We start from the raw sequence: 16,962 nt of genomic DNA on the forward strand, positions 1-16,962 counted from the left end.
GATGATGGGGTTTGGTATGCGCTTTCGCGCGGTGGTTGCTGTCGTAGGACTGTTGCTTACGGCACTGGCCGTCGATGCTGTGGCTGAGACAAAGGTCAACAGTGTTCGCCTCTGGCGGGCGCCGGACAACACCCGGCTGGTGTTCGACCTGACAGGCCCGGTGCAGCACAGCGTGTTCACCCTCGCGGCCCCGGATCGCCTGGTGATCGACATCAACGGTGCATCCCTGGGCGCGCCGCTGAACGTACCCACGGCCAACACGCCGATTACCGCGATGCGTTCGGCCCAGCGCACGCCCACCGACCTGCGAGTGGTCATCGACCTGAAACAGGCCGTGACCCCGAAGAGTTTCACCCTCGCGCCCAATGCCCAGTACGGTAACCGGTTGGTGGTGGATCTGTTCGATAACCCGGCCGACGCCGCGCCTGCGCCACCGCCCCCGACTAAGGTCGCGACGGTGCCTGCCGTGCCGGTCACACCCACCGAGCCTGCGCTCAAGCTGCCACCGGCGCCGGCCGGCAAACGCGACATCATCGTGGTCATCGATGCCGGCCACGGTGGCGAAGACCCTGGCGCCTCGGGCTCGCGCGGTCAGCGTGAGAAAGACGTGGTGCTGGCCATCGCCCGGGAGTTGCAGCGCCAGGTCAACGGCATGAAGGGCTTTCGCGCCGAGCTGACCCGCACCGGCGACTACTTCATTCCGTTGCGTGGCCGCACCGAGATCGCCCGCAAGAAAGGTGCGGACCTGTTCGTCTCGATCCACGCCGACGCCGCGCCTTCGAAGGCTGCGTTCGGCGCCTCGGTATTTGCCCTGTCCGATCGTGGCGCCACTTCCGAGACCGCGCGCTGGCTGGCCGACAGTGAAAACCGTTCCGACCTGATCGGCGGTGCCGGCAATGTCAGCCTCGACGACAAGGACCGGATGCTTGCCGGCGTGTTGCTGGACCTGTCGATGACCGCCTCGTTGACGTCAAGCCTCAACGTTGGGCAGAAGGTCCTGAGCAACATCGGCCGCGTTACCCCGCTGCACAAGCAACGCGTCGAACAGGCCGGATTCATGGTGCTCAAGTCGCCGGACATCCCGTCGATCCTCGTGGAAACCGGGTTTATCTCCAACGCCAACGAAGCCTCGAAACTGTCCTCCGCGAGCCACCAGCAGGCCCTGGCCCGTTCCATCAGCAGCGGTGTGCGGCAGTTCTTCCAGCAGAACCCGCCGCCGGGTACCTACATCGCCTGGCTGCGCGATTCGGGCAAGATTGCCCAGGGACCGCGGGATCATCGCGTCAGTCCTGGCGAAACCCTGGCGATGATCGCGGTGCGCTACCAGGTGTCGCCCGCTACCTTGCGCAGCGCCAATAACCTGCAGAGTGACGAGCTGAAGATCGGCCAGACCCTGACCATTCCCGGCAACGAAGTGGCGGTCAAGCAATGACGGATGAAGTGATTGGCGGCAACGCTCGCATCGAACTGCTCAGCCCGCGGCTGGCGAACCAGATTGCTGCCGGTGAGGTGGTCGAGCGCCCGGCGTCGGTCATCAAGGAGCTGCTGGAAAACAGCCTCGACTCCGGTGCCAAGCGCATCGACGTCGATGTCGAGCAAGGTGGCGTCAAGTTGCTGCGGGTGCGCGATGACGGTCGCGGCATTCCCGCCGACGACCTGCCGCTGGCGCTGGCGCGTCACGCCACCAGCAAGATCCGCGACCTGGAAGACCTTGAGCGGGTCATGAGCCTGGGGTTTCGTGGCGAGGCGCTGGCGTCCATCAGCTCGGTGTCGCGCCTGACGCTGACGTCCCGCACCCGCGACGCCGACCAGGCCTGGCAGGTCGAGACCGAAGGCCGCGACATGGCTTCTCGAGTCCAGCCCGCCGCCCATCCGGTGGGCACCTCGGTGGAAGTGCGCGACCTGTTCTTCAATACCCCGGCCCGGCGCAAGTTCCTCAAGGCCGAGAAAACCGAGTTCGATCATTTGCAGGAAGTCATCAAGCGCCTGGCCCTGGCGCGTTTTGACGTGGCGTTCCATTTGCGCCATAACGGCAAGACCATCCTCAGCCTGCACGAGGCCCACGATGATGCGGCCCGTGCCCGACGCGTGGGCGCGGTGTGCGGTGCGGGTTTCCTCGAGCAGGCATTGCCCATCGAGGTGGAGCGCAATGGCCTGCACCTGTGGGGCTGGGTCGGCTTGCCGACGTTCTCCCGCAGCCAGGCGGACTTGCAGTATTTCTATGTGAATGGCCGCGCGGTGCGCGACAAGCTCGTGGCCCACGCGGTGCGCCAGGCTTATCGCGATGTGCTGTTCAACGGTCGGCATCCGACCTTCGTGCTGTTTTTCGAGGTCGACCCTTCGGTGGTGGACGTCAACGTGCACCCGACCAAGCACGAAGTGCGGTTCCGTGACGGGCGCATGGTCCATGATTTCCTCTATGGCACTTTGCATCGCGCCCTGGGCGATGTGCGTCCCGAAGATCAATTGGCGGCCCCGGCGGCGGTGGCCGGCATGGTCCGGCCAAGCGGACTGGAGGCTGGCGAATTCGGTCCCCAGGGCGAAATGCGCCTTGCGGCCAACGCGCTGCTTGAGCAATCCCAGCCCCAGCCCGTCTATAACACGGCCGGCAACGGTGCCGGCAGCGGCTATCAATACCAATACACGCCGCGTCCTCAGTCGAATGTGCCGGCGGCGGAGGCCCAGGCTGCCTATCGCGAATTTTTCAAGCCGCTGCCGGAGACCGGTGCGGCGGCATTGCCCGAGGGCCAGGGCGATATCCCGCCGCTAGGTTATGCCCTGGCGCAGCTCAAAGGCATCTATATCCTCTCGGAAAATGCTCAGGGCCTGGTCCTGGTGGACATGCATGCCGCCCACGAGCGAATCATGTACGAACGGCTGAAGATCGCCATGGCCAGTGAAGGCTTGAGCGGGCAACCGCTGCTGGTGCCCGAATCCCTGGCCGTCAGTCAGCGCGAAGCCGATTGCGCCGAAGAACATGTGAGCTGGTTCCAGCGCCTGGGCTTCGAGTTGCAGCGCCTGGGCCCGGAGACCCTGGCGATCCGGCAGATCCCGGCCTTGTTGAAACAGGCCGAGGCCAATCGCCTGGTCAGCGACGTGCTGGCGGACCTGATGGAGTACGGCACCAGTGACCGGATCCAGGCGCACCTGAACGAACTGCTCGGCACCATGGCCTGCCACGGCGCAATCCGCGCCAACCGGCGCCTGGCCCTGCCGGAAATGAACGGTCTGCTGCGGGACATGGAAAACACCGAGCGCAGCGGTCAATGCAACCATGGCCGGCCGACCTGGACCCAATTGGGCCTGGACGACCTGGACAAACTGTTCCTGCGCGGTCGCTGATGAGCCAGCTCCCTCCGGCGATCTTCCTAATGGGGCCGACGGCCGCCGGCAAGACCGACCTGGCCATCGAACTGACCAAGGTGATGCCCTGCGAGTTGATCAGCGTCGACTCGGCCCTGGTCTATCGGGGCATGGACATCGGCACCGCCAAGCCATCGAAGGAACTGCTGGCTGAATATCCGCATCGCCTGATCGATATCCTCGACCCGGCCGACGCTTACTCGGCAGCCGATTTCCGGCGTGATGCGCTCCAGGCCATGGCCGAGATCACCGCGCGGGGCAAGATTCCGCTGCTGGTGGGCGGCACCATGCTCTATTACAAGGCCTTGGTCGACGGACTGGCGGACATGCCGGCGGCCGATCCCGAGGTGCGCGCGCAGATCGAAGAAGAGGCTGCGCGCCTTGGCTGGCAAGCGCTTCACGAGCAATTGGCGCTGATCGATCCCGAGTCGGCGGCGCGTATTCACCCCAACGACCCGCAGCGGCTCAGCCGAGCGCTGGAGGTTTATCGGGTCAGCGGCCAGAGCATGACGGCCCTGCGCCAGCGACAATCTGCGCAAAGTACTAAAGCAGCCGCTTCGGGACTGCAACAATTGCCCTATACTGTCGCGAATCTGGCCATCGCTCCGGCGAACCGGCAAGTGTTGCATCAGCGTATTGAACAAAGATTCACATTGATGTTGGAACAGGGGTTCATAGACGAGGTCGTAGCCCTGCGTGAGCGAAGTGACCTGCATGCCGGGTTGCCGTCTATACGTGCGGTAGGTTATCGACAAGTCTGGGATTACCTGGACGGCAAGCTGACGTCAGCCGAGATGCGCGAGCGTGGGATTATCGCCACGCGCCAATTGGCGAAGCGCCAGTTCACCTGGTTGCGCAGCTGGACTGACTTGCATTGGCTCGACAGCCTTGATTGCGACAATCTGCCACGCGCCTTGAAATACCTTGGGACCATCTCCATATTGAGCTGAGTCCTTGCAATTGCCGTCTATCCTTGGGGGTGTGACGGCCCAAGCCATCTGATTCCGATTTTTATAATTGATCCTTAAAGGAGTGCGGCACATGTCAAAAGGGCATTCGCTACAAGACCCTTACTTGAACACTTTACGTAAAGAAAAAGTTGGGGTGTCCATCTATCTGGTCAACGGGATCAAACTGCAAGGCACGATCGAGTCTTTCGACCAGTTCGTCATCCTGCTGAAAAACACCGTCAGCCAGATGGTCTACAAACACGCTATCTCGACGGTAGTGCCGGTTCGTCCAATTCGTCTGCCTAGCGCAACCGAATCCGAAGGCGCTGACGCTGAGCCGGGTAACGCTTGATAGGAGCCTCCTTTGTTCTTTGAGCGCCACGGTGGTGGTGAACGGACTATTCTCGTTCACTTGGAAGGACAGGACCCTGAGGCGCGCGAAGATCCGCAGGAGTTTCAGGAATTGGCAATTTCGGCCGGCGCCGAGACCGTCGCGTTTGTCAACGTGCCGCGTCATCGGCCAACCGCCAAGTTCCTGATCGGCAGTGGCAAGGTCGAGGAGTTGCGCGACCTGGTCAAGGCCGAGCACATCGATCTGGTGATTTTCAATCACATCCTTACGCCCAGTCAGGAACGTAACCTCGAACGTGTCTTCGAGTGTCGCGTGATCGACCGCACCGGGCTGATTCTCGATATCTTTGCCCAACGCGCGCGTACCCATGAAGGCAAGCTCCAGGTCGAACTGGCCCAGCTTGAGCACATGAGCACACGGCTGGTTCGCGGCTGGACTCACCTTGAGCGCCAGAAAGGCGGTATCGGCCTGCGTGGCCCGGGTGAAACCCAACTGGAAACCGACCGGCGCCTGCTGCGGGTTCGCCTGCGCCAGATCAAGGGGCGGCTGGAGAAGGTCCGCAGCCAGCGCGAGCAGTCGCGACGCGGCCGCAAGCGGGCGGACATCCCGACGGTTTCACTGGTGGGGTATACCAACGCCGGCAAATCGACGCTGTTCAATCACGTTACCCAGTCCGACGTCTACGCGGCCGACCAGTTGTTCGCCACGCTCGACCCGACCCTGCGCCGGCTCGACCTGGACGACCTCGGGCCGATCGTGCTGGCCGACACCGTGGGCTTCATCCGGCACCTGCCGCATAAACTGGTCGAGGCTTTCCGGGCTACGCTCGAAGAGTCGAGCAACTCCGACCTGCTGCTGCATGTGATCGATGCTGCCGAGCCGGACCGGATGCTGCAGATCGAGCAGGTCATGGTGGTGCTGGGCGAGATCGGGGCGCAGGACTTGCCGATCCTCGAGGTATACAACAAACTCGATTTGCTCGAGGGCGTGGAACCGCAGATCCAGCGCGATGCCGACGGCAAGCCGCAGCGGGTCTGGCTGTCGGCGCGTGATGGCAGCGGCCTGGACCTGCTCAAGCAGGCCGTGGCTGAGCTGCTGGGCGACGACCTGTTTGTCGGCACCCTGAAGCTGCCACAGCGTTTTGCCAGGCTGCGTGCCCAGTTCTTCGAGCTGGGGGCGGTGCAGAAAGAAGAACACGACGAAGACGGTGTCTGCCTGCTGGCCGTTCGCCTGCCTCGGTCGGAACTGAACCGGCTGGTCAGTCGTGAAGGGCTGCAACCGATGGAATTCATCGAGCAACACACTTTGCAATAAAAGCCTGAGAAAGCTGTGTCAGGCATTCTGTAGCATTGGCCGGCGCGCCGTGGGTGCGTCTTTGCTTTATCAGATGGAGAGCGCTATGGCTTGGAATGAGCCGGGTGGCAACTCGAACAACCAGGATCCCTGGGGCGGCAAGCGTCGTAACAACGGCGACCGCAAGGGACCACCGGATCTCGACGAGGCCTTCCGCAAGCTGCAGGAAAGCCTGAACGGTTTGTTCGGTGGTGGTAAGAAACGCGGTGACGATGGCGGCAGCCGTCCGGGCAGAGGCGGTGGTTTCGGCCTGCTCGGCATCGGTCTTGTCGTGCTTGCGGCTGTCTGGCTGTACAGCGCGGTGTATGTCGTGGACGAGCAGGAGCAAGCCGTGGTGCTGCGCTTCGGCAAGTACTACGAAACCGTCGGCCCGGGCCTGAACATCTATTTCCCGCCGATCGACCAGAAGTACATGGAGAACGTCACGCGTGAGCGTGCCTACACCAAGCAGGGCCAGATGCTCACCGAGGACGAGAACATCGTCGAAGTGCCGCTGACCGTGCAGTACAAGATCACCAACCTGCAGGACTTCGTGCTGAACGTCGACCAGCCGGAAATCAGCCTGCAACACGCGACTGAGAGTGCCTTGCGCCATGTGGTGGGCTCCACCGCCATGGACCAGGTGCTGACCGAAGGTCGCGAGCTGATGGCCAGCGAAATCAAGGAACGTCTGCAACGCTTCCTCGACACCTATCGCACCGGTATCACCGTCACCCAGGTCAACGTGCAGAGCGCAGCGGCACCGCGTGAAGTCCAGGAAGCCTTCGACGACGTGATCCGTGCCCGTGAAGACGAGCAGCGTTCGCGCAACCAGGCCGAAACCTACGCCAACGGCGTCGTGCCGGAAGCCCGTGGCCAGGCCCAGCGCATCATCGAGGATGCCAACGGTTATCGCGACGAAGTGGTTTCCCGCGCCAAGGGTGAGGCTGATCGCTTCACCAAGCTGGTGGCCGAGTATCGCAAGGCTCCTGAAGTGACCCGCCAGCGTCTGTACCTGGACACCATGCAGGAAGTCTTCAGTAATACCAGCAAGGTCCTCGTGACCGGCAACAAGAATGGCCAGAGCAATCTGCTGTACCTGCCGCTGGACAAGATGGTCGAGAGCGGTCGCAACACCGGCACGCCGTCAACCGGCGCGGCGGCAGCCGCCAGCAATGAAGCCAATGCCCGCGCGGCGGCGGACCTGCAGCAACAGCAAGCACGTACCAGGGAGAGTCGCTGATGAGCAATAAATCGCTGATCGCCCTTATTGTCGGTGTCGTCGTGGCGATCGCTGCCTGGAACTGCTTCTACATCGTGGCTCAGACCGAGCGTGCGGTGTTGCTGCAGTTCGGTCGCGTGGTCCAGGCTGATGTCCAGCCGGGGCTGCATGTGAAAGTGCCGTACGTCAACAAGGTGCGCAAGTTCGACGCCCGCCTGATGACGCTGGACGCGCCGACGCAGCGCTTCCTGACGCTGGAAAAGAAAGCCGTGATGGTCGATGCCTATGCCAAGTGGCGCGTGAAGGATGCCGAGCGCTTCTACACCGCGACGTCCGGCCTCAAGCAGATCGCTGACGAACGTCTGTCCCGTCGCCTGGAATCGGGTCTGCGTGACCAGTTCGGTAAGCGTACCCTGCATGAAGTGGTCTCCGGTGAGCGCGATGCGCTCATGTCCGACATCACCCGTTCGCTGAACACGATGGCGGAAAAAGAGCTGGGTATCGAAGTGGTCGATGTCCGCGTCAAGGCCATCGACCTGCCGAAGGAAGTGAACCGCAGCGTGTTCGAGCGCATGAGCACCGAACGTGAGCGTGAAGCCCGCGAGCACCGCGCCAAGGGTAACGAGCTGGCTGAAGGCATCCGTGCCGACGCCGATCGCCAACGCCGTGTGCTGCTGGCCGAAGCCTATCGCGAATCGGAAGAAGTCCGTGGTGATGGCGATGCCCAGGCCGCTGCGATCTACGCCAAGGCCTACGGCCAGGATCAGGAGTTCTACGCGTTCTATCGTAGCCTGCGCGCCTACCGTGAAAGCTTCGCGAACAAGTCCGACGTTCTGGTCCTGGACCCAAGCAGCGACTTTTTCCACTACCTGGAAAAGGCCAAGCCTTGACGCGACGTTGACCTGAAGCACTCCGCCCGGCGGCTAAAACGTCGGGCGGGGTGATCCTTTGGGAAAACGTGTGTATGATGCGGCAGCCGGGAAATTCCCGGCTTTTTTGCGTCTGCACGTTCGATTGTGGTGTTGGTTGCAGGCGTCGGGTGAAATGACCCGACAGGTTTTTCGAGGAAAGTGCTTGGCGGGGCCGATTCAAGGCCATTCGTCACGTCGCCCTTGCGCGTGGTTTGCGGTTTTTCGCATGGCGCGGGCATTTTCTGCTTCACTCAAGGCCAGCCCGAAAGTTGGCCGCCCGGATCATAGGGGAATGGCGTAATGGCAACGGTAGACCGCTGGCTGCTGCCAGATGGCATCGAAGAAGTACTGCCACCGGAGGCCGCGCGTATCGAAGTAGCGCGTCGGCAGGTGTTGGATCTGTTCCAGAGCTGGGGTTACGAGTTTGTCGTGACCCCGCATATCGAGTACCTGGAATCCCTGCTGACCGGCGCGGGCCAGGACCTGGATCTGCGCACCTTCAAGGTCATCGATCCGCAGTCGGGTCGGCAGATGGGCTTTCGGGCCGACATCACGCCACAAGTGGCGCGCATCGATGCCCACACCCTGCGTCGTGAGGGTCCGAGCCGCCTGTGCTATGCCGGGAGTGTCCTGCATGCCTTGCCGCGTGCCTTGTCGTCTTCGCGCAGCCCGATCCAGCTGGGCGCCGAGCTGTATGGCGACGCGAGCCCGAGCAGCGATGTGGAAGTCATCAGCCTGATGCTGGCCATGCTGCAACTGGCTGACGTGCCGGATGTCCACATGGACCTGGGCCATGTCGGCATCTACCGCGGCCTGGCACGTGCGGCCGGCCTGTCCGGCGAAGTGGAACAGCAGTTGTTCGATGCGTTGCAGCGCAAGGCCATCGACGAAGTCATCAGCCTGACCGAAGGCCTGCCGACACAATTATCCGGCATGCTGCGGGCATTGGTGGATCTGTGTGGCGGCCGTGAGGTGCTGGGCGCCGCTCGCGAGCGTCTGGCCGGTGCGCCGGCCCCTGTGCTGGCGGCCCTTGATGACTTGTTGGCGATTGCTGAGCGTCTGTCGGTGCGTTTCCCGGAGCTGCCGTTGTATTTCGACCTGGGTGAACTGCGCGGTTATCACTACCACACCGGCGTGGTGTTCGCGGTGTTCGTACCGGGCGTTGGCCAGTCCATCGCCCAAGGCGGTCGCTACGACGACATCGGTGCCGATTTCGGTCGTGCCCGTCCGGCGACCGGCTTCTCTACCGATTTGAAAACCCTGGTGACCCTGGGGCGTGCTGAGATCGAGTTACCGTCTGGCGGTATCTGGATGCCTGACAGTACGGATGCGGCACTCTGGCAGATCGTCTGCCAGTTGCGCGGTGAGGGTCAGCGTGTCGTCCAGGCATTGCCTGGGCAACCTTTGGCCGCCGCCCGTGAAGCGGACTGCGACCGGCAATTGATTCAGCAGAACGGGCTTTGGCAAGTATTGCCGCTGGCTTCTTGAGTTTTCCTGCCGGCCATCGCCGGCACCAAGTTTGCGCGAATGAGGACAAGTGTTATGGGTAAGAATGTCGTAGTCCTGGGCACCCAGTGGGGTGATGAGGGCAAAGGCAAGATCGTTGATCTGCTGACCGAACATGCTGCCGCCGTAGTGCGCTACCAGGGTGGCCACAACGCAGGTCACACCTTGGTGATCGACGGTGAGAAAACCGTTCTGCACCTGATCCCCTCGGGCGTGCTGCGCGAAGGCGTGCAGTGCCTGATCGGCAACGGCGTGGTGGTTGCCCCCGACGCCCTGCTGCGGGAAATCATCAAGCTGGAAGAGAAGGGTGTACCGGTGCGCGAGCGCCTGCGCATCAGCCCGTCCTGCCCGCTGATCCTGTCCTATCACGTTGCGCTGGACCAGGCCCGTGAAAAGGCCCGTGGCGAGCTGAAGATCGGCACCACCGGTCGCGGCATCGGCCCGGCCTATGAAGACAAGGTCGCCCGTCGCGGCCTGCGCATTGGCGACCTGTTCCACCGCGAACGTTTCGCCGCCAAGCTGGGCGAGTTGCTGGACTACCACAACTTTGTCCTGGTCAATTATTACAAAGAGCCGGCCATCGACTTCCAGAAAACCCTGGACGAGTGCATGGAATACGCCGAGCTGCTCAAGCCGATGATGCTCGACGTTACCGCCGAGCTGCACGAGCTGCGCCGCGCCGGCAAGGACATCATGTTCGAAGGCGCCCAAGGTTCGCTGCTGGACATCGACCACGGCACCTACCCGTACGTCACCAGCTCCAACACCACCGCTGGCGGCATCGCCACCGGTTCGGGTTTTGGCCCGATGTACCTGGACTACATCCTCGGCATCACCAAGGCCTACACCACCCGCGTTGGTTCGGGCCCGTTCCCGACCGAGCTGTTCGACGACGTCGGTGCCTTCCTGGCCAAGCGCGGCCACGAGTTCGGTGCCACCACCGGCCGTGCCCGTCGTTGCGGCTGGTTCGATGCCGTCATCCTGCGTCGCGCCATCGACGTCAACAGCATCTCGGGCCTGTGCCTGACCAAGCTGGACGTGCTGGACGGCCTGGAGACCATCAACATCTGCGTGGGCTACAAGAACCAGGACGGCGCCGTCATCGACGCACCGACCGATGCAGACAGCTACATTGGCCTGGAGCCGGTGTACGAGCAGATGCCAGGCTGGACCGAATCGACCGTGGGCGCCAAGACCCTGGAAGAGCTGCCCGTGGCGGCCCGCAACTACATCAAGCGCGTCGAAGAGCTGGTCGGTGCGCCGATCGACATTATTTCGACGGGGCCGGACCGCAACGAAACCATCGTTCTGCGTCATCCTTTCGCCTGATAAGTCGTTGATGTAACTCACAAAGGACCCTCGTTTGGGTCCTTTGTCGTCTCTGTCTGTCAGACGGCACGACCTTTGCTACGCACCCTTGATAATAAGTACTTCTTGTGAAGTGCCATCAATTTACTGGCGTTAGTAGAGGGATTCCCCTGTGTCGGCCGTTCTCTCACTGTTACAAAGCCGTTTGCTGCGGCCTGTTTTCGTTACGCTCGGTATTGCCCTTTTGGTGCAGGTACTGGTCGCCGTTGCGCTGACCCGAAGCACGGTCACTGCGCTGGAGGCCGACCTGAACGCGCGCCTTGGGGCTGACAGCCAGAAACTCTCCGGTGAGCTGGAGCAGGCCGGGCGTGAAGTCACCTCCAGCCTCGATAGCCTTTCCGCCAGCACCCGCCAACGGTTGAACGCCGGTTTGTCCTCGCGGCTGAAGGAAGAGCAGGCCCATTTGCGTGCGACTCTGGAAAAAGACCTGAGGGATTCCGCCAATGATATGGCGCAGCTTTTGGCCTCGGTCGCGCCTCGCGCCATGTGGGACAGCGACGTGCCGACCCTTTCCGAATTCGCCCGCCGCGCCCAGCGCAATCCCAACGTGTTGTTCGTCATCTATGACGACGCTGCCGGCGAACACCTGACTCGTTATCTGAACCGTGAAAACCCGATCAACAAGGCCCTGCTGGAAAAAGGCAAGGGCGAGCGAGCACTGGACAAGGTGCTGGACGCGGCGAAGAACGACCCGTCGGTCTATTACCTCGAAGCGTCGATCAACCCCAACGGTGTGGAAATTGGCAAAGTGCTGATGGGCGTTTCTACCGCCTCGGTGGAAACCGATCTGAAAGCGCTGGACCAGCGCTTCTCCGCATTGATCGCCAGCAGTGACCAATTGGTCGGTGACAGCCTCAAGGGCGCAGCCGCCGACAGCGCCACCGCCATGCGTGGCCGCCTGGGCTCGGCGCAGGCAACCGCCACGCAAATGCAGACCAATACCGCCGCCACCGTGCAGGAGGCCGCGGGAACGTTGCGCTGGCGCATCGGCCTGGGCCTGGCGCTGGTTGGGTTCGGCGTGCTGGCATTGCTGGCCGTGGTGCTGGGGCGGCGAGTGGTCAATCGCTTGAAGCTGTTGATTGCAGCGATGAACGACCTGGCGGCGGGCGAGGGCGATCTGACCAAGCGTGTACAGATCAGCAGCAAGGATGAAATTGGCGACATGGCTTCGGCGGTCAATCGTTTTGTCGACAAATTGCAACCTATCGTGCGTGAAGCGGGTGACGTGGCCCAGCGCACCGGCCAGGAAATCGGCGCAATGACCCTGCGCAACTCCGGCGCCGACGCGGCGGCCGGCATGCAGCGCGACGAAGTGGCCGAGAGCCTGCGGGCGTTGTCGCAGATGGCTGATGAGGCGCAATCGGAAAGCCAGGCGATGCAGGCGGCCTTGCAGCAGGTGGTGGAGATCCGCCAGGCCACCGATGAAACGACCCGCACCGCGGCCAAGGTCGGCGGCTTGATCGAAGCGCTGGCCGGACAGGTCGACACCGGGGCGAAGGTCATCGAGCGGCTGGCCCAGCAGAGCGAGCAGATCGAGGTGGTATTGACGGTCATCCACGGCATCGCCGAGCAAACCAATCTGCTGGCCCTGAACGCGGCCATCGAAGCGGCGCGGGCAGGCGAAACCGGGCGCGGATTTGCGGTGGTGGCGGACGAGGTGCGGGCACTGGCCAGCAAGACCCAGAGTTCGACCGGCGACATCCAGGCGCATATCGTCGCCTTGCAACAAGGTGCGCGCGAAGCGGTGGCTGCGATTGGCCAGGCTGGACGACAAGCGAACGAGGGTCTGGCGGTGCTGCGAGACAGCGCGCGCCTGCAGCAATCAGTGCAGGCTTCGGTCGAGCAGGTCCACGCGGCCATCGGCCTGGCGACCCAGGCAGCGGCGCATCAGGCCCAGGGCGCCCAAGCGGTGCGCGGACGGGTGGAAACCATCCACGCCCAGGCCGAAAAAGCCGCCCAGGCGGTGGTCGAGACCACTGCCAGCGGCAAGGTGTTGGACAGTCTGGCGGCGCAGTTGAAGGCGAGCCTGGGGCAGTTCAGGGCCTGATCAGGTGGAGGCGATGACGGGCTGACAGTTTGACCGGGTACATATCCGTTGCTGTAGTAACGGCTGCTTAGGGTTCCGCCCTGACGGCGGCTCACTTTTATGAAGCGCAAAAGTAAGCAAAACGCTTTTGCCCCACCACTCGGTGCCTCGCTTGGGCTCGGCATGCCCTCACTACGGCATTGCTCCGTGGGCCCGCCGCGAAGGGCCGTCCCTGGCCCAGCGCGGCTATCCCGGCATCCATGCCGGGATGCCCACTGCGCAATACCTGCGTTCGGCCAGCGTGGTTAACGGGGCGCCGAGATCAACATCCACGGCGAGGCGGCCTGACAGCCGACCTGGCTCTTCGGTTGTATTCCAATCCCATTGTGGGAGCGAGCCTGCTCGCGAAGGCGGCACATTCAATGCTGATGCAAGCTGACCCACCGCTTTCGCGAGCAGGCTCGCTCCCACGCTGATCTCCAGTGTTCATTGCATCCACATGCGCAACAAGCCCCTGTGGGAGCGAGCCTGCTCGCGAAAGCGATTTCAGCGGCTCAGATACATCCGCGTCGTCAGCAAATAGACCGGCAACCCCGACACCAGGATAAGCAGCGCCGCGTAAGGCGCCGCTGCCGCAAACTCGACGTTCGAGGTATGTGCCCAGACCGCTGTCGCCAGGGTGTTGAGCCCGGTCGGGCTGAGCAGCAAAGTAGCAGTCAGTTCTTTCATCGCGTCCAGGAACGCCAGCGCAAATGCCGCCCCCAGCGCCGGGAAGATAATCGGCAAGGTCACCCGGCAAAACGCACTGAAAGAAGAAGCCCCCAGCGTGCGAGCCGCCTCTTCCAGCTGCGGCGCGGCCTTGTTCAGCGCCGTGCGCACCGGCGCCTGGGCCAGCGGCAGGAACAGCAGCGCGTAGGCAATCAGCAGCAAACCCGAGGTCTGATAGAGCGCCGGCACATAGTGCAGCGCGAAATACACCAGGCTCAGGGCAATTACCAGGCCTGGCAGTGCATGCAGCAAATAAGGCAGGCGTTCAGCCCATAGCGCCAGGCGCCCCTTGTGACGCACCACCAGCAGGCCGACCGGCACCGCGAGTACAAGGCACAGCGCGGCGCCGCCCAGTGACAGCGCCAGGGATGACAGCAGGGCTTCGCCGATCTCGCCCACCGGGAAGGCGGCGGAAGTGCCCACCGCCAGCCAATACACCAGCATCCCCAGCGGAATACCGCTGCCAATGACCGTCAATGCCGCGCAATACAGCTGGCCGAGGAACGCCCAGGGGCCGAGCCGTACCTGTTCCGCGCGGCGTGCCGCGCCTTGTCCGGTGCGTACGTGGCGGCCCTTGCCGCGCACGCGCAATTCCAGCCACAACAGTGCCAGGCAAAGCACCAACAGCACCGCTGACAGCATGGCGGCATTGGCGTTGCTGAACTCCAGCTCGAATTGTTGATAGATCGCGGTGGTAAACGTTTGCAGTCCGATGATCGACAACGCGCCGAACTCCACCAGCATGTGCAAGGCAATCAATAGTGAGCCGGCCAGCAGCGAAGGCCAGAGCAATGGCAGGGTGACGCGAAAAAACACGCCCCAGCGATTTTGCCCCAAGGTTCGTGCGGACTCCTCGAGAGAGGGATCGAGATTGCGTAGCGTTGCCGCCACCGGCAGGAAAATCAGCGGATATTTGGACAGCGTCATGACCAGGATGGCCCCGCCCAGTCCTTCGAATTGCGCGCTGAGCGATACCCAGGTGAAGCTGCTGACAAACGCCGGCACTGCGAATGGCAGGCAGAGGATCACGCCCCAGACCCTGCGTCCCGGCAGATCGCTGCGCTCCAAAAGCCAGGCCAGCGACAGGCCGATCACGCCACAGGCCAGCGTGACACCGATCATCAGCGCCAAGGTGTTGCGCAGCAGGCCGAATACATAAGGCCGCCAGAGCAAGTGCAATGCTTCTGTCCAACCGGCCTGCCAGGCCTTCGCGATGACATACAGGAGCGGCAACGCGCTCAGCAGCACCAGCAGCAGAACCGGGAGCAGCAGACCGATCGACGGGCGCTTGCGCCGGGGAATATAGCTCCCCGCGGCAGGGGGAGCGTTCAGCGACGGTGTCATCAGTTCAGGCCGACTTCACGTTCCAGCTCCAGGGCTTCTTCAGCATTGCCGAGGTCGGCCGGGGTGACCTTTGGCGGTTCAAGTTCACTGAACGGCTTGAGGCCACGGTCCGACACCATGCCTTTGTGCAGCGGGTACTCGGCGGACGTCTGGGTAATCACGCGCTGGCCTTCTTCACTGGCCATGTAGGCGAGCAGTTGTTGGGCTTCCTTGGGGTGCTTGCTGGATTTCAGCGCGGCAGCGCTGGACACGGTCACCAGGCCACCGGCATCGCCTCCGGTGAAATAGTGCAGCCTGGAGTCGAGCTGGCCTTTCTCTCGCTGCAGCGCGAACCAGTAGTAATTATTCACCAGGACCGTCGCCACTTCGCCGTTTTCCACGGCCTTGAGGGCAACCATGTTGTTGCTGTAGACCTTGCCGAACGCGCGTAGCCCGGTGAGCCATTCCTCGGCGGCGTCCATCCCGTGCAACTTGATGATGGCGACGGCTTGCTCCTGGAACGCGCCGCTGGTTGGTACAAAGCCGACCTTGCCCTGCCATTGCGGCTGGGCGAAATCGAGGACGGTTTTCGGCAGATCTTTCTCGTCGATCAGTTTGGGGTTGTAGGCAACCACACGCACGCGGGCGGTCACGCCCATCCAGGTGCCATTGCTCGCAACATAATCCTTGGGTAGTACGTTGAGCGTGGCGTCGTCGATCTCCGCCAGCAGCCCTTGCTCGCCGAGCTTGTTCAAGGGCGGCGACTCTTCGGTGTAGATCACGTCGGCAGGGGAGCGCTCGCCTTCTTCGACAACCTGGCTGGCGAGCTGGTTGCTGCTGCCCTTGCGCACGTTGACGTGGATGCCGGTCTTGGCCTCAAAGGCCTTGGCCAGTTCATCGCCAACTTCTTTGTGCTGGCCGTTGTAAAGAGTCAGTTCCACCTTGTCGGCGGCTTGGGTGAGGGGCGTTGCGAGGGTCAGGCCGAGCAGGGTGCAGGTCAGGGCGCGGCGCAGGGTGGTTCGAAACATCATTCGCGGGGGTTCCTCACTGTCGTGTAGCAAAAACTTGTAACAATGATAAACGATATTGTTTCTCATGTGCGTCTTGACGATAAGTGGGGGAGTCTGCGTGGCGAGGGAGCTTGTCCCCGCTGGGCTACGCAGCAGCACCCAGACGTCTGATGAATTGATGGGGAGGGCTATGCCCTCCAGCGGGAGCAAGCTCCCTCGCCACAGGGCCTCTAGCCCGGAAACGCAAAAACCCGCTTTCGCGGGTTTTTGTGAGGTTCAAGGTACGTAAACCTTGAAGCTTGAATTGGTGCCCAGAAGAAGACTCGAACTTCCACGACCTTGCGGTCACCAGCACCTGAAGCTGGCGTGTCTACCAATTTCACCATCTGGGCAGTATCTTCAGCGTTGCCGCTGTTGATGTCGCGCACTATACGGAGCGCGTTTTGATCTGTAAACCCCTGTTTTTGTTTTGGTAATTGCCAAAACGAAACGACGGGGACAAAAATGCAAAAACCCGCTTTCGCGGGTTTTTGTAAAAGCTCGCAGACATTATCTGCTGCTTGAAATTGGTGCCCAGAAGAAGACTCGAACTTCCACGACCTTGCGGTCACCAGCACCTGAAGCTGGCGTGTCTACCAATTTCACCATCTGGGCAATATCGACAACGTGTGTGCGTCGTCGATGGCGCGCACTATACGGAGCGTGTTTTTAACTGTAAACCCCTCGGTGCAAAAAAAAAGCTAAATTTCACGAGCGGTGCAATCACAGGCTTTAAAGGCGTGTCAAAAGGCTTTAGAAAAGGCATCTGACGCTTGAAATTTCCCGTTTCAT

Annotated in this window: 12 protein-coding genes and 2 tRNA genes; 10 read left to right on the forward strand and 4 right to left on the reverse strand. The window is 62.2% G+C overall.

What is annotated here, in order from left to right; genetic code table 11:
* Window position 1 precedes the first annotated feature (1 nt).
* From M1E16_RS02510 to M1E16_RS02555, 10 genes are all read left to right on the forward strand, one after another.
* Window positions 2-1,432 (forward strand): N-acetylmuramoyl-L-alanine amidase, encoded by a 1,431-nt coding sequence (locus M1E16_RS02510; RefSeq protein ID WP_370871022.1) that lies wholly within the window; start codon window positions 2-4, stop codon window positions 1,430-1,432.
* On the forward strand, window positions 1,429-3,342 hold the full coding sequence (gene mutL / locus M1E16_RS02515) for a DNA mismatch repair endonuclease MutL (RefSeq protein ID WP_458129114.1): 1,914 nt from the start codon (window positions 1,429-1,431) through the stop codon (window positions 3,340-3,342). The genes M1E16_RS02510 and mutL overlap by 4 nt, the downstream gene beginning before the upstream one ends.
* A complete protein-coding gene (gene miaA / locus M1E16_RS02520) occupies window positions 3,342-4,313 on the forward strand; it encodes a tRNA (adenosine(37)-N6)-dimethylallyltransferase MiaA (RefSeq protein WP_458129115.1) in 972 nt (323 codons plus the stop codon). The genes mutL and miaA overlap by 1 nt, the downstream gene beginning before the upstream one ends.
* A 91-nt stretch (window positions 4,314-4,404) precedes the next feature.
* Window positions 4,405-4,665: an RNA chaperone Hfq gene (gene hfq, locus M1E16_RS02525; RefSeq protein WP_058546527.1), complete on the forward strand. Its 261-nt coding sequence runs from the start codon at window positions 4,405-4,407 to the stop codon at window positions 4,663-4,665.
* 12 nt (window positions 4,666-4,677) lie between these two features.
* The gene (gene hflX / locus M1E16_RS02530; protein WP_434626375.1) at window positions 4,678-5,979 is read left to right on the forward strand and encodes a ribosome rescue GTPase HflX; all 1,302 of its coding nucleotides are present in this window, start codon (window positions 4,678-4,680) and stop codon (window positions 5,977-5,979) included.
* 85 nt (window positions 5,980-6,064) lie between these two features.
* A complete protein-coding gene (gene hflK / locus M1E16_RS02535; protein ID WP_434570002.1) occupies window positions 6,065-7,240 on the forward strand; it encodes an FtsH protease activity modulator HflK in 1,176 nt (391 codons plus the stop codon).
* Window positions 7,240-8,109, forward strand: coding sequence for a protease modulator HflC (gene hflC / locus M1E16_RS02540; RefSeq protein ID WP_305497195.1), 870 nt, complete (start codon window positions 7,240-7,242; stop codon window positions 8,107-8,109). The genes hflK and hflC overlap by 1 nt, the downstream gene beginning before the upstream one ends.
* Before the next feature lie 321 nt (window positions 8,110-8,430).
* Window positions 8,431-9,618 carry an ATP phosphoribosyltransferase regulatory subunit gene (locus M1E16_RS02545; RefSeq protein WP_458129116.1) on the forward strand — a complete coding sequence of 396 codons (1,188 nt, stop codon included), beginning with the start codon at window positions 8,431-8,433 and terminating at the stop codon, window positions 9,616-9,618.
* 54 nt (window positions 9,619-9,672) lie between these two features.
* Window positions 9,673-10,965 carry an adenylosuccinate synthase gene (locus M1E16_RS02550; protein WP_003186407.1) on the forward strand — a complete coding sequence of 431 codons (1,293 nt, stop codon included), beginning with the start codon at window positions 9,673-9,675 and terminating at the stop codon, window positions 10,963-10,965.
* Between the two features lie 151 nt (window positions 10,966-11,116).
* Complete coding sequence (locus M1E16_RS02555; protein ID WP_434626372.1) at window positions 11,117-13,051, forward strand: methyl-accepting chemotaxis protein; 1,935 nt, start codon at window positions 11,117-11,119, stop codon at window positions 13,049-13,051.
* 525 nt (window positions 13,052-13,576) lie between these two features.
* On the opposite strand, the gene M1E16_RS02560 is transcribed toward M1E16_RS02555, so the two are convergent.
* The 4 genes from M1E16_RS02560 to M1E16_RS02575 all read right to left on the reverse strand — a co-directional run bounded on the left by M1E16_RS02560 (window position 13,577) and on the right by M1E16_RS02575 (window position 16,785).
* Window positions 13,577-15,142, reverse strand: coding sequence for an ABC transporter permease (locus tag M1E16_RS02560; RefSeq protein WP_458129117.1), 1,566 nt, complete (start codon window positions 15,140-15,142; stop codon window positions 13,577-13,579).
* Window positions 15,142-16,152, reverse strand: coding sequence for an extracellular solute-binding protein (locus M1E16_RS02565; protein WP_434696035.1), 1,011 nt, complete (start codon window positions 16,150-16,152; stop codon window positions 15,142-15,144). Before M1E16_RS02565 ends, M1E16_RS02560 begins: the two co-directional genes overlap by 1 nt.
* A 284-nt stretch (window positions 16,153-16,436) precedes the next feature.
* Window positions 16,437-16,523 (reverse strand) — tRNA-Leu (locus M1E16_RS02570).
* A gap of 175 nt (window positions 16,524-16,698) precedes the next feature.
* Window positions 16,699-16,785 (reverse strand) — tRNA-Leu (locus M1E16_RS02575).
* Window positions 16,786-16,962: the final 177 nt, after the last annotated feature.

The sequence above is a fragment of the Pseudomonas sp. Z2-11 genome (assembly GCF_054161305.1).